We start from the raw sequence: 13415 nt of genomic DNA, 5'->3' as shown, positions 1-13415 counted from the left end.
AGGATGCACTCTAGCCCTCAAAAAGAGTGCATCCTTCCCCTCAACGGAAACTGCCAAACCCTCATAAGGCAGTATCCGATCCATAAGAGGATTCACTCCGCCTTCAATAGAGTGAATCCTTCCCTTCAAGGGTTTTACTCAATTTTCATCGCATCTCATTTTTATGAACCCTCATTTTTATGAATCCTTGGTCAAAGGCACAAAAGGAAGTTTTCTAGCGACTGCCGTATCCCCCATCTTATGGGATTCCACTTGCCTACAGAGCTTTCAAACCTTTTTACGCCTTCATAAAATCGAATCTAAAAGAATTCATTAAGGCAATTAAGGGTAAATTTTGTCAAAATATAGACAAAGTTTATTCTTTTTTGTGATTGTTGTATTTTTACTATAGTTATTTAAATCGAATTTATATATGATACGTATCGATATTTATTTATCGAAATAAATATAGGAGAAAAACTATGAATATCAGATATTTTTTCATAGCGGGGGCTATCACAAGTGGTTTAGCTCTCGCGATTCAAAAATCTGATCGTATAGTCAATAAACAGCCCTCTCCTATTGTTGCACCTTATACTATTGAGAAAACAAATTTACAGTTTGTTAAACAAGTAAGGGACACATCGGATACATTGAATATACTGAGAGTCAGTAATAGAAGCGCATCAGAACAAGCATCAATAAACGATATATACGAGAAAGGAAAAAGTTTATTGAATGCAATAGCTAGTTTTTTAGGATCAATTATTATATATTTCATACAACTTGTTTCTACTAGAGTATAAGCTACAAAAAGTTCTTAAAGTAAAGTTATATACATTTTGTATATATTGTAAAACTTAAATAAAAAGGCCCTTTTTAAATGGGGCCTTTTTTAGTTTAATTTTTCCTTTGTTTTAGTTTAATTTTTATTGTGTTTTTATTTTTATTGGCCAAATATCACAGCCTTCAAAAATGCCATTTTTTGCCTTCCTCTCCCCTCAAATGACAAAGGCTCTAACCCTTAAAGCTCCCCCCATAGCGCTTTAGTCAATGGACCTTTCCCTCATACCGCTTGAATAAGGCACTTGAATAAGCGATAATTTATGAGCATTTTCTAACAAAACAACAGAACAGTCTTAAAGAAGAGAGTAGAATTTATAATTGATTTTTCCCCCTATTCTTGAGGATCAAGCCATTTCCAGTCTATTTTTTAAATCTTGGCTATTATTCTTGATTTTTCGAACCCTTTATTTTGCTCTGGTAAGAAAGATGTGAAAGCGCCATGATTGAGACGCTTTCACATCTTTTAAATAAAAGTGCTTTTCTTCAACAGGAGAATAAACTAATCAATTTTTATATCCATAAATGCGATTTTACCATCTTTAATATAAGTAATATCAGGAGCATGTTTTACCCCCTCTGCTTCAAACACGAACTGTTCATCACTCACCCCTTCAAACCCTTGTTCCCTTAATTCTTGTTTTTTCTCCTCGACTATTTTTTTATGAAAATCTCGTTTTTGATTACACGTATTAGGGGATCTCACTCTAAAAAGCTGATAGTCCATGGCTATAGACCACTTCTCAGCAACCCGTTCCAGTAGATCGTAACTGAACTTTCCTTCCCTTTTCACTTCTTGAGCGATCACCATCGCGCGTTCCAAATGGACTTTTTCAATGGTTTCATCAAAGCCAAGCTTCTCCCCTGACGTAAAACTTTCGTCATAAGAAGCTAAAGTCTCAACATCGCCCAGCAAGGCAAGAGCAGCAAGATGCAGCAAAGCATAAGGTGCAAACTCTACGTCTCCATCCGTTGCCCAAGATAAAGAGTCTTTTTCCCAAGGGGGAATACTATATTGAGAGCGAAACATTTCATGCAAAGAATCATCTTCCATTGTCCATTTTAAAGTTGTATCGAGTGCTTTCTTTAAAAGCTGGACGCTCACTTTTTCTTCAAAAATTTCCAATCCATTGGGTACAAAATTCATAAATACTGTTGGCAAAACCCCAGAATTATGCGGATTAATCGTCTGACAAGCCGCCGCAAAAATACCGCTCATAATTAAAAGTCCGCGATCAAAAGGCGAAAATTCTTCCACTCGTTTCTCGTTATAAAGAAACTGCACTTCGCGATCTGGTAAAAAGAGGGTTGCCAAATAATCTCCCTTTCCCTCGATTTCCACCGACCATCCCAAGCTTTTTAAAAGCCCTGTTGCACTTTCTATCGTGAGAATTTCATCATCATCATAATCGGCAGAGAACTCTTTTTCCTTTAGTTGCAAACGCCTCTTCTGCACCACGGCTTCATCTTTCCAAAACTGCTGCGTTGCAAGATCATTTTCTTTAAGCACTCTTTCCAGCTCGCCTTTCACTTGGAAATTCATTTTCATCCGTTTAAAGACAGAGGTATAAAGAGCTAAAACAAGCATGATAATGATCATGCAAATAACAATCATCACCCAGAATCCGGGATCTAATAGAAATACGGCTATAGGATCACTGTTCATTTTTCCCCTCTCAGTCTTTACAAAGCCCGTGCGACAGAGAGCTTATGTGCTCTCCTACAGAGATTGCTTCTTCTAGTTTCTGAATATTTTTTCGCAACTCACCCGTCACTTTGGTGCGAAGCCGTAACATAACCGGAATAAAAATAATAACACAAACCGTTATGATGTCCGTTGTTTTAAAGAGAACGGCATGCACAACATATTGCCACCCTGTCAGCTGCCAATTCAATACACCTGGTATTTCTAGAACCATTTTCCACATGATAATGAGAACAGCAATAGCAAAGATAATTTTATAATCCTTTGCTGAGAGCAACGCTTGCTGGAGCGAAAAAGAATGCACTCCTTTATGCGTTTCTTGCTCTGATGCCCAATTTTGCTCCTTCATGTATTCCCCTCTCACTCTTTGAAAAGACCCGTGCGACAGAGAGCTTATTTGCTATCACACAGAGATTGCCTCTTCTCGTTTCTGGATTTTTTTCCAATTTACGCATTATGATGATGCAAAACCCAAATACCACCGGAATAAAGAAAAGTACACAGACCATTATGGTTTGCGTCATAATAAAAATTATAATATTCCTGCTACCTTGCCACCCTCTTACCTTCCTCACATTGCAAACAATAAAGATTTTCAAACCGTACCAATCTATAAACAATAGTCACAATTCAGCTTTTTCTTCCCAAAAATCCTCCTATTTTCAAGAAAATGACCCTGCAACCCCACTTCAATAGGATTCATTTCAAAGCTTGAATGAACAAGGCTCCTAAAAATACGAAAACAACCCATATACCGCGCGCCCCTACAAGCAAAACCGTTCCTTCCTCACGCCTCAAACGATAAAGTAAGTCCCAAGCACTCACTCTAGGCTCTAAACCCCAAGGGCTCTTATTCCCTTAAATCAATACTAATCCATAATCGGCTTTTCTTTCACTCAATGCCACCCTCAACACTGCTCCTTAGAGCAATGTTTACGGACACCTCATGAAAGAGCACCAAAAAATATCAGAGGCAAAATGGTATAGAGAGCAATCCCTATAAAGGCTGAATCTCTCATAATTTCTTCATTATTTTTTCCCTCTCATGACTTCTCAAACGCTGTATCCTGTTCTTGCAAGACGTTTTTCAGTTCTTTTCTTAAACAGCGATACGTTCTCACCTGCTTAAAGACACCATAATAAAGTTCTAAAATCATCATGGGAATACAAGCAACCACCAATGTCACGCACATAAGCACGAAAACAAATATCATGACAAGAATATCGTCCATTTTCCAGTTCACACTTTCTTTATATCGATCCTTTTGATCGGTTATTTTACCCCGTTGCTGATCTATTCCTTTCAATTTCCGAATATTTTTTACCAACAAAAACCACAATATGATGTAGAGTATCAACATAACTGGGAATAAGACCAAAACACACACTATAATAACTTTCCAAAACGCATACAGAGAGAGAAAAAGAGGTGTATCCCACCACCCTGTCCGTTCTCCATTGCTACCCAAGGATAGGAGAAAGAAAATCCTGTTCCATAACTCAAGAGAGAAAATGTTGTACTCTTTGCTATCCAAGGATGAGAGAGAGAGAATCCTGTTCCACAGCTCAAGAAAGAAAATCCTGTTCCATAGCTCAATAATGAGTGAGAGAAAACAAATGACAACATGCTCTCGCACAGAAAAAATACTTTTTTCGAAAAAATGGCGCAGTCCATTATAAAATGCTGACTTTTTCCCCTTCATTGCTCTTCCTTTTTTTATGAAAAATGCATTTCTTTATCTCATGCCCGCTTTTTTAAGAACCACGAAAAGTGCGATGCATGGCGCTTCCCTTGTTTTCAACAACCCCCCCCCAACTTTCTAAAAGCGCGGTTGCTCTTCCCAATGATTAAGAGCATCCTACTCATTACAAACGAAAATAGGCTATCCTCTTTGCCAGATGATTTTCCAACCATCCCCTCTTCTTGTGTCACGAGAGCTTCTAAACATTGCCTCTTCCCCCTCACGATAGCTACAAAAGCGCCTTGTCACTCTCTTTATCTTATGCGTTTTAATGCCCGTCTCACTTTACGATACGTTCTCACCTGCTTGAAAACAAAATAGTAAAATTCTAAAATGAGCATGACAACACCCGCAGGAAAAAAGACGTTTAGCAGAAATATCAACCAAAAGTATACGATAAAAAAACAGCTTATTTTTTCTCTATTGTTTTTTACTGGATTATTTTGTTGATCGATTGTGTGACCCCGTTGCTGGATAGCCTCTTCTAACTGCTGAATCTTTTTTTTCAACAAATACATTAAGATGAGATAAAGCACCAATAAAACAGGCATCAAGGCAACAACAACCACCATGATGACTTCACGCAGCACAAAAAGCGCCAAAAGAGTGCTATCCTGCGATACACTCAACGGCCACTTGGCTTCTAATGGGATCAAAAGAGCTTTATAACCTATCCCAATAAGGATAGAAATAAGACAAATAATCATATGATCTTTATAAGAACGAAATGATTTTCCAAAAAAAAGAGAGCACCGTTTGTTATAAAATGTGGAATTTTCCCCCTTCATTTGCTCTTCCCTTTTATGCAACTGTTTGTCCCTAACTTTATAAGGACACGCATAATCTCTCAAAGCACAATTGCATCCATTATCGTCAAACAGAACACCCCAGAAAATACTCGTATTGCATATTCATGTTGCCAATAGTTTTGCCAATTCACGTGCTTGTTTTAAAGAAATCTCTCAACACTTCCAAACCAACGCGCGTACACCCCCATTTCATGAACAGCCCCCATGAAGGGGATAACAATAGCGCCTCCATGAATATATCCCCTTACTATAAACTCTATCACCACCATTGTTTCAATAAAAAATGTAATCCGGCGCCATTCATATACGCCCCCTGCGGCCTCTACAATAAGCCTTACCCTCCCTTGCAACAAGCTACGCCATAACTCGTTCCTCAACACGGACAACCCCACATTAGCCTAAGGCTCCCTGCGACAACCCCACCCCGTGCCCCAAAAACAGGCATATCTAGCTTCTACGATAGCCTTTATCCCTTGAAAAGACAGAAGCATTTTTATTCTTTTCTCAATTGTTTTCGGACCCCCCACTTAAGACATGAAAAAAGGAACTTCCATTGATTTGCAAATGATCGCGCAATAAGAGCATTTGAAATGAGAAAATCTTACAACTTTCTTATTCCAATTAAAAAGGATCAATGATCATTCAAAATATGACGATATATTCCATTCTTCATTGGAGATCTTGCAAGCCAATAGCTTAGAATATATTCATAAAAGCGCTTCTAAGACAGAGAGACAGCCGCAATTCTTGAGATCAAGCATTTTAATATTAATGAAAGCACTAACATTCCCTTGCAAATTTGAGGTGTTGTTTTGTCAACAATCTTGTTAGCATGGATTGATTCTATAACTATGCGATATCAGCACAATTGCTCTTTATAAACAGCATTGATACGCGCCATTTTACTCACACTTCTTTATAAGCCTTGCGTTATAGGCTTGTGGGGAAAAAATAAAGGAGAATCCTGTTGAATATAGCAATTATTTTGGGGTCTGTGCGTCAACCTTCCTTAACAAGAACTTTAGCCAATTATTTAGCGGATTGCCTCATAAAGCGGGGTGCATCACTTCATTGGGTTGATTTGCGTGAACAGCCCTTGCCGATGACAGATCCCGATTATCATCAGCAGGTAGAGGCTAATCCAAGTGCTGCGGTCCGTGAGTTTGTAAAAACCATTGCAGCGGCTGATGGCGTTATTCTAGCAAGCCCCGTTTATCAAGGGTCTTATTCGGGTGTTTTAAAAAATGCTCTTGATAATTTGAGCTATAATGCCTTTTTAAATAAACCTGTTGGGCTTATCTCTCATGGGAGTACGGCCAAAAAATGCGCACAACCTTGTGAACATTTAGTGCCGGTGGTACACACGCTTTATGGTTATACACTCCAATGTCAAATCGCCTCTTCCAACGAAGATTTTTCCTCAGATGATGAAGGTCGTACTTGGAAAGTTACAAGTGAAGAGGTACAAACACGTTGTGAAAGACTTGCTGATGAAATGTACACATTTTTAAAGCAAAGAGGTGGGATTTAAAGTAATAAGGGAGGGGGCATGAAAAAAAAGGATGTGCACTATCGTTATTTAGTGGTAGGGGGTACAGGGATGCTAGCCCCTTTGTATCAATCACTAAAGCCGCAAGAAGTGATTATTGCTGCACGCTTTCTTTCCCATAAAGTCCAGCTTGAGGCATTGCACAACAAACAGTTGTGTGTGTCGTTGGATTATGATTGTGCGGCATCAAAGGCGCAATTTTTAGAAGCTGTGAAGCAATGGCATGATCTAAAATATTGCATATTATGGATTCATTCGCCCGCCTATGCATTTTCTTGCGCATTAATTGAGCAGTTGGCTCTTTTGCCTAAACCGCCATGTATTCTTCATATTTTTGGTTCCAACATGCATGATCAAATGATCCTCGAGTGCGCGCGCAAAAACAAGGTTGATTTTATCCCCATTCAATTAGGACAAAAAACAACGCCCAAAGGTTTACGATGGCTGACCCATAAGGAGATAAGCCAACAGGTACTGGATGCCATAAAAAAACATATGAATAAACAAAACTTATGAGCAACACCTATGGCTTTGCAAAGAAGCAGTACCCCTTCAATCTCTATCCATACCCGAACACCCTCTTGAATAGCCCATACTCTCTTACATCATAGGCTTTGAGAACGAACAATCCCCCTCCCTTACGCCTCTAAACAGCATGCCTATATCAACAGCTCCAAAACCAAACGTTTTTCTAACCCTTCTCACACGGACTTACCCCCTCTGACAACCATCACAGCCCTTGACCAACCACACACCCTTTTACAGTTTCACGCTTTTACGATTTTGCAAATTCACAGAAAACAACAAAACTGCCGATAAACCACCCCGTTAAAGCCTATCACCAGCCTATTACAAACCTATCACCAGCCTATTCATTGCCATCAACCCTTTTCCCCCAATTCCCCAATCCCCCATTCCAATTTTGACGCATTGCACAATCCAACCTTTACGCCTCCATTGGCACCTTTTCTCCCCAACCGCCCCACAACCCTCACGGCTCTTGAGCAACCACACCCGCTTTTACAGTTTCACGCTTTTACGATTTTGCAAATTCACAGAAAACAACAAAACTGCCGATAAACCGCCCCATTAAAGCCTATACAAGCCTATTACAAACCTATCATCAGCCTATTCATTGCCAACAGCCCTTTTCCCCCAACGCCCTCCATTCCCCCAATTCCCCATTACTCCATTCCAATTTTGACGCATTGCACAATCCAACCTTTACGCCTCCATTGGCACCTTTTCTCCCCAACCGCCCCACAACCCTCACGGCTCTTGAGCAACCACACCCGCTTTTACAGTTTCACGCTTTTACGATTTTGCAAATTCACAGAAAACAACAAAACTGCCGATAAACCGCCCCATTAAAGCCTATACAAGCCTATTACAAACCTATCACCAGCCTATTCATTGCCATCAACCCTTTTCCCCCAATGCCCTCCATTCCTCCATTCCCCCAACGCTCCCCATTCCCCCATTCCAATTTTGACGCATTGCACAATCCAACCATCCTCCATTGGCACCCTCTTCTCCCCATATCCTCCCCACAACCATCACGGCTCTTGAGCAACCACACCCCCCTTTTACAGTTTCACGTTTTTACGATTTTGAAAATTCACAGAAAACAAGCAAACTGCCGATAAACCGCCCCATTAAAACCTATACAAGCCTATTACAAACCTATCATCAGCCTATTCATTGCCATCAACCCTTTTCCCCCAACGCCCTCCATTCCCCCATTCCCCCATTCCAATTTTGACGCATTGCACAATCCAACCATCCTCCATTGGCACCTTTTCTCCCCATATCCTCCCCACAACCGTCACGGCTCTTGAGCAACCACACACCCTTTTACAGTTCCACGCTTTTACGATTTTGCAAATTCACAGAAAACTAGCAAACTGCCGATAAACCGCCCCATTAAAGCCTATCACCAGCCTATTACAAACCTATCACCAGCCTATTCATTGCCATCAACCCTTTTCCCCCAACGCCCTCCATTCCCCCAGAGATCAGCGTAAAATGAGAAAAACAATCGATGCCCTCCTCCCAAGCCGTGAAGCAATGGCATGATCTAAAACTTATGCCTCCCCCATGACACGAGCACTACATGCGCTTTTTCAGCGCTGCGTTTAATTGTTTGGTAACCTTGTAATACGAGATCAAACGCTTGATAAAAGAAATATACAGTGCCACAATGGGTATTGTTAAGAAAAAATCAAAAACACCCCCCAGCAGAATGATCAAAATCACCGTCCAAAATGCCGCTATTTCGTAATGCATTTTATCCCCTTCCCTTTATAAATTGATTGATTGGGTTGCTTCAGTCACTTCTTCCAACTGCTGAATCTTCTTTTTCAATCGATGAGTTAAAATTTCACGAAGGATCACAACAACAGGGATCGTTGCAAAAATACATACCGATAAAAAAAACCAGAAAAACAAGAGAATGATAATATATTCAAATCTGCTCTCATCTACCTTAGCAGCTATCCCTTTAGAGAAAATCACATAGACATAAGCTTTGAAAAACATAATGATGAAAGAGAGGCATGCGTGGAGGATATAATCTTTGCGTGAAAAAGCGAGCCATTTTTTTAACGAATAGAAACTTATCTGTGTTTCTAGTGCTAAGTTTTGCGGCACTCTCTCTTTTTCTTTTCCGCTTTTTTCAAAGAAACAAAAATGCTGCGGCTGTTCTTTCATCAAACGTCTTTGTTTTTTCACTCTGTAATAGAGCCTCAAACGCTTTATTAAAGAATAATAAGGCGCCACAATAATCATATTCACAAAAATGGCAAAAACTGTAACTGCATTTAGAAGAAAATATCCAACCGGCAGAAACAAAATAAAAAACGCGATCTCACCCCTCATGCGTATAACCTCATTGATTAATCTCTTACTGCTTTATTTTTTCTTTTAGTTTTTTCTTTATTTTTTCCAATTTACGCTCTTTAAAACGACAAATGCCCCACAAAATAGGAAGGGGTGTGAGAAGACAAAACCATATCAACACTGGTAAGAGAAAAATAAGAGAACCAATTCCTTCCCATCTTGTCCATTGCAACGGCTGTACCAGAGACTTTGCACCCGCAGAAACTTCTAAAGCCATCATGATAAGGCACGTACAAAACATGATAAAAAAGCGGCGCCCTATTATTTTACACCTTCCCACCCCTTTACGCCTTTCCACTGAAGACACCATAAATTTTCTAAATGAAAAGAAAGACTCTTCAAATGTTGCTTTTTTCTCCTGCATTGTTCCCCTCTGCTTTTACGCTTCGCGCTTTTTACGCTCTATTTTTAGGTTTAAGCTCTTTTTAATTTATCTAAACGCTTTATTTTTTCTCAATAATTTTTTTCCTCAACCCTAATTTCTACATCCATATATTCTAACTCCCCATCCTTTATGTAAAGAATATGAGGACGATAGTTTTTTCCATCAACCTCACAAATCGCGTCCTTTTCGTAAACAAAATATCCCTGTTGCCTTAATTCTTCTCTTTTTTCCTCGATCAATTTTTCATAAGAATCTCTTCTTCTATTGCACAAATTGGGATCTGTAGCTCTAAAACATTCATAGCTCTCTACCTCCATGGAAAAATCCTTTGCCGCCTGTTGAAGCAAATCGTAACTGGGTTGCTTTGTCTTTTCTACCGCTTGAGCGATCACCATTGCGCGTTCCAGATGCTCCTCTTCGATGCTTATTTCAAAGCCCAGCTTCTCACCTTCCATAAAGCTTTTCTGATAAGAGTGTAAAGTTTCAACATCGCCCATCAAAGCCAGAGCTGCAAGATAACGCAGGGAATAAGAAGCCAACCGAGGGACCACAGTTTTGTTTTCCCAAGGCAGGATTCTATATTGAGAGTGAAGCATCTTGCCAAGATCAACCTCAGTCATTGCCTTTTCTAAAGCTTTCTCGAGTACACGGCGTAAACATCCAACGCTTACCTTTTCTTCAAAAATTTCCAACCCCTTCACATCAAAACTCAATTCAAGAGCAATCAAGCCTCCAGAATTATAAGGGTCTATCGTTTGGCAAGCCGCCGCATGGATACCAGAAACCACTGCAATTGCACAATCAAATCGCGGATACCCCTTCTCAGCATTATAAAGAAACTGCACTTCACGATCTGGTAAATAATAGGTGGCCAAATGATCCCCTTTTCCTTCAATTTCCACCTTCCACCCCAAACTCTTTAAAAGCGCCGTTGCACTTTCCATCGTTAAGATTTCCTCATCAGAAAGAGAAAACTCTTTTTCCTCAGATAACGGCTTAATCATCGGCGTTGCTCCACTAGACGGCTCAAAAGCGATAGGTTGTTCAAGCACGCGGCTTAATTCTTTTGTCACTTGGCAATACAGTCTCACCCGCTTGAAAGTAGAGTAATACAATGCCCAAATAAACATCATGACCACAGCAGAAAGCAGCGTGAAAAGCGTCAAGCCCACACCCCACGAGAGTACAACAACAATATCCATCATTTTAATATCTATCATTTTCCCTGCCCCTTCATGCGCTGTTTTGTTGAGAAGCGGTTTTTCTCCGCTTCCAGATTGCTTGCTCCAACATATCGATCTTTTCTTTCAACAGAACCGTGAAAATGATACGAACCACAAAGGCAACAGGGATGAACAAAAAAATAAACCATGATATAAGCTGCATGATTAACGAGAGAGCTGCCACGACATCCCTTTCCCACTCCGCCAACTTCCACCCAAGCAAAATTGGTACGAAGCGAAGAGCCATTCTTAAAGCTGCCACAATGAAAGCAATACAAAAGATGACTTTATAATTTTTGCGTGTCAGAAACGCTTCTTCAAGCGCAAAAGACCGTAATTCCTCATCCAATGATACATTTTTTCCATTGCCCCTCATTTTTTATCCCTCATTTGTTTCAATTTTCAAGCCATTTTCATGAACCGAAGCTTTCGTCCTCACAATGAATGAGGGTTCATCAATATCAAGCGTTTGTATCCTTCATCTTTTATAAAGACAATATCAAGGGTGCATTTTTTTCCATCACCTTCAAACATCGCACGAAGAGAAGTGCTCCTACAACGCATGAGAATATATAAAGACCAGTATTCATTTTCTGCCCTCCCTTCACGCGCTGTTTTGTTGAGAAGCGGTTTTTCTTTGCTGCCAGATTTCTTGATCCAACATATCGATCTTTTTTTTCAACAAACGCGTAAAGATGATACGAACCACAAAGGCAACAGGAATGAGTACAAAAATTAAATCTAATATAACCTGCACGATGCAAAAGAGAACTGTTATAACATCCCCTTCCCAGCCCGCCAACTTCCACTCAAGCCACATGAGTAAGAAGAGAAGAGCCGTTCTTAAAGCTGCCACAATATGAAAGCAATGCAAAAGATGACTTTATAATTTTTGCTTGTTAAAAACGCTTCTTCAAGCGAAAAAGACCGTAATTCTTCATCCAATGATGCATTTTTTCCATTGCCCCTCATTTTTTATCCCTCATTTGTTTCAATTTTCAAGCCATTTTCATGAACCGAAGCTTTCGTCCTCACAATGAATGAGAGTTCATCAATATCAAGCGTTTGTATCCCTCATCTTTTATAAAGACAATATCAAGGGTGCATTTTTTTTCCACACCTTCAAACATCGCACGAATAGAAGGTCTCTCCTACAACGCATGAGAATATATAAAGACCAGTATTCATTTTCTGCCCGCCCTTCACGCGCTGTTTTGTTGGTAAGCGGTTTTTCTTCGCTGCCAGATTTCTTGATCCAACTTATCGATCTTTTTTTTCAACAAACGCGTAAAGATGATACGGACCACAAAGGCAACAGGAATGAGCACAAAAAGAAGCATTGATATAAAACCCAATATTAATGTTAAAATGAACAGGATATAATTCGACCACTCTGTCAAATCCCACTCAAAAAATATAACGAGTGCCACTTTAAAAGCGGTAATAATGAAAGCAATGCAAAAGATGACTTTATAATTTTTGCTTGTCAAAAACGCTTCTTCAAGCGAAAAAGACCGTGGTTCTTCATACAATGGTGCATTTTTTCCATTGCCCCTCATTTTTTATCCCTCATTTGTTTCAATTTCTAAGCCATTTTCATGAACCGAAGCTTTCGTCCTCACAATGGATGAGGGTTCATCAATATCAAGCGTTTGTATCCCTCATCTTTTATAAAGACAATATCAGGGGTGCATTTTTTTCATCAACTTCAAACATCATGTTTTTATTTCCCCACAATATATTCTCTGCTGTCTTAAGGCTTCTCTTTTCTCGTCGATCAAATTTTCATAAAATATCTTCTTCTATTGCACAAATTTGGGTCTCTGACTCTAAAATTCTAAGTGCTCTTTTTATTTTCAGGAAGATAAGCTGCTTTCCAAAGAAGAAGCAAACGAGTGCAAGAAAAGCGTAACGAGGTTGCTTTGTCTTTATGACGATTTGAATCATCAACAAAACCGGCCCAAATTGATTTTTTCGATATTTTTTTCAAAGCCAAAACTTTCATCTTCCATAAAGCTTTTATGAGAAAGCTGCCAAATGTTAACATCAGCAAGCAATGTCAAAGCCCCAAGGGTGTGCAAGTAAAGAAGAGTCCACTTGAGAGATAGCACAATTTCCTTTTCCCAAGGAAGGGTGCTCTATTGAAAGCCCAAACACGCGGCCAAGATCACCCTCAGTCCCAGATCAACCTCAGTCATCGCCCTTATCTAAAGCTTCCTCAAGCACACGACGTAAACGCCCTACGCTTACCTTTTCCTCAAAAATTTTCAATCTCTTTTCCT

General features: G+C 39.7%; 18 protein-coding genes. 3 read left to right on the top strand and 15 right to left on the bottom strand.

Features of this window, described 5'->3' with window-relative positions; translation table 11 throughout:
• Nucleotides 1-461 precede the first annotated feature (461 nt).
• Nucleotides 462-785, top strand: a complete 324-nt coding sequence (locus tag ACFIK3_RS05860) for a hypothetical protein (protein ID WP_273790865.1) — start codon at nucleotides 462-464, stop codon at nucleotides 783-785.
• A gap of 539 nt (nucleotides 786-1324) precedes the next feature.
• On the opposite strand, the gene ACFIK3_RS05855 is transcribed toward ACFIK3_RS05860, so the two are convergent.
• The 6 genes from ACFIK3_RS05855 to ACFIK3_RS05830 form a co-directional block, all read right to left on the bottom strand.
• On the bottom strand, nucleotides 1325-2488 hold the full coding sequence (locus tag ACFIK3_RS05855; protein ID WP_375676382.1) for a DUF6990 domain-containing protein: 1164 nt from the start codon (nucleotides 2486-2488) through the stop codon (nucleotides 1325-1327).
• A gap of 10 nt (nucleotides 2489-2498) precedes the next feature.
• Nucleotides 2499-2876, bottom strand: coding sequence for a hypothetical protein (locus ACFIK3_RS05850; RefSeq protein ID WP_375676381.1), 378 nt, complete (start codon nucleotides 2874-2876; stop codon nucleotides 2499-2501).
• A 350-nt stretch (nucleotides 2877-3226) separates the two neighbouring features.
• The gene (locus ACFIK3_RS05845) at nucleotides 3227-3352 is read right to left on the bottom strand and encodes a hypothetical protein (RefSeq protein ID WP_375631441.1); all 126 of its coding nucleotides are present in this window, start codon (nucleotides 3350-3352) and stop codon (nucleotides 3227-3229) included.
• 218 nt (nucleotides 3353-3570) lie between these two features.
• On the bottom strand, nucleotides 3571-3855 hold the full coding sequence (locus ACFIK3_RS05840; RefSeq protein ID WP_375654340.1) for a hypothetical protein: 285 nt from the start codon (nucleotides 3853-3855) through the stop codon (nucleotides 3571-3573).
• A gap of 668 nt (nucleotides 3856-4523) precedes the next feature.
• Entirely contained in the window at nucleotides 4524-5057 is a 534-nt protein-coding gene (locus tag ACFIK3_RS05835; protein WP_375676380.1) for a hypothetical protein, read from the bottom strand.
• A 161-nt stretch (nucleotides 5058-5218) separates the two neighbouring features.
• A complete protein-coding gene (locus tag ACFIK3_RS05830) occupies nucleotides 5219-5458 on the bottom strand; it encodes a hypothetical protein (protein WP_375676379.1) in 240 nt (79 codons plus the stop codon).
• 587 nt (nucleotides 5459-6045) lie between these two features.
• Here ACFIK3_RS05830 and ACFIK3_RS05825 point away from each other — a divergent pair.
• Nucleotides 6046-6609: an NADPH-dependent FMN reductase gene (locus ACFIK3_RS05825; RefSeq protein WP_375631439.1), complete on the top strand. Its 564-nt coding sequence runs from the start codon at nucleotides 6046-6048 to the stop codon at nucleotides 6607-6609.
• An 18-nt stretch (nucleotides 6610-6627) separates the two neighbouring features.
• On the top strand, nucleotides 6628-7143 hold the full coding sequence (locus tag ACFIK3_RS05820) for a short-chain dehydrogenase (RefSeq protein WP_375676378.1): 516 nt from the start codon (nucleotides 6628-6630) through the stop codon (nucleotides 7141-7143).
• A gap of 333 nt (nucleotides 7144-7476) precedes the next feature.
• Here ACFIK3_RS05820 and ACFIK3_RS05815 read toward each other — a convergent pair whose 3' ends face one another.
• From ACFIK3_RS05815 to ACFIK3_RS05775, 9 genes are all read right to left on the bottom strand, one after another.
• The gene (locus ACFIK3_RS05815) at nucleotides 7477-7635 is read right to left on the bottom strand and encodes a hypothetical protein (protein WP_375676377.1); all 159 of its coding nucleotides are present in this window, start codon (nucleotides 7633-7635) and stop codon (nucleotides 7477-7479) included.
• Between the two features lie 379 nt (nucleotides 7636-8014).
• Nucleotides 8015-8200 carry a hypothetical protein gene (locus ACFIK3_RS05810; RefSeq protein WP_375676376.1) on the bottom strand — a complete coding sequence of 62 codons (186 nt, stop codon included), beginning with the start codon at nucleotides 8198-8200 and terminating at the stop codon, nucleotides 8015-8017.
• A 134-nt stretch (nucleotides 8201-8334) separates the two neighbouring features.
• Nucleotides 8335-8469: a hypothetical protein gene (locus tag ACFIK3_RS05805; protein ID WP_375676375.1), complete on the bottom strand. Its 135-nt coding sequence runs from the start codon at nucleotides 8467-8469 to the stop codon at nucleotides 8335-8337.
• A gap of 459 nt (nucleotides 8470-8928) precedes the next feature.
• A complete protein-coding gene (locus ACFIK3_RS05800) occupies nucleotides 8929-9504 on the bottom strand; it encodes a hypothetical protein (RefSeq protein ID WP_375613851.1) in 576 nt (191 codons plus the stop codon).
• 25 nt (nucleotides 9505-9529) lie between these two features.
• Nucleotides 9530-9889, bottom strand: coding sequence for a hypothetical protein (locus ACFIK3_RS05795; RefSeq protein ID WP_375676374.1), 360 nt, complete (start codon nucleotides 9887-9889; stop codon nucleotides 9530-9532).
• A gap of 89 nt (nucleotides 9890-9978) precedes the next feature.
• Nucleotides 9979-11130: a DUF6990 domain-containing protein gene (locus tag ACFIK3_RS05790; RefSeq protein ID WP_375676373.1), complete on the bottom strand. Its 1152-nt coding sequence runs from the start codon at nucleotides 11128-11130 to the stop codon at nucleotides 9979-9981.
• Between the two features lie 13 nt (nucleotides 11131-11143).
• Nucleotides 11144-11509 carry a hypothetical protein gene (locus ACFIK3_RS05785; RefSeq protein WP_375676372.1) on the bottom strand — a complete coding sequence of 122 codons (366 nt, stop codon included), beginning with the start codon at nucleotides 11507-11509 and terminating at the stop codon, nucleotides 11144-11146.
• Nucleotides 11510-11737: 228 nt separating this feature from the next.
• Nucleotides 11738-11989 carry a hypothetical protein gene (locus ACFIK3_RS05780; RefSeq protein WP_375676371.1) on the bottom strand — a complete coding sequence of 84 codons (252 nt, stop codon included), beginning with the start codon at nucleotides 11987-11989 and terminating at the stop codon, nucleotides 11738-11740.
• Between the two features lie 346 nt (nucleotides 11990-12335).
• On the bottom strand, nucleotides 12336-12692 hold the full coding sequence (locus ACFIK3_RS05775) for a hypothetical protein (protein ID WP_375676370.1): 357 nt from the start codon (nucleotides 12690-12692) through the stop codon (nucleotides 12336-12338).
• Nucleotides 12693-13415 lie beyond the last annotated feature (723 nt).

It is taken from the genome of Bartonella sp. CB10SXKL, assembly GCF_042195515.1.
Taxonomy (GTDB): Bacteria; Pseudomonadota; Alphaproteobacteria; order Rhizobiales; family Rhizobiaceae; genus Bartonella.
This window is presented reverse-complemented; position numbering and strand designations above follow the sequence as displayed.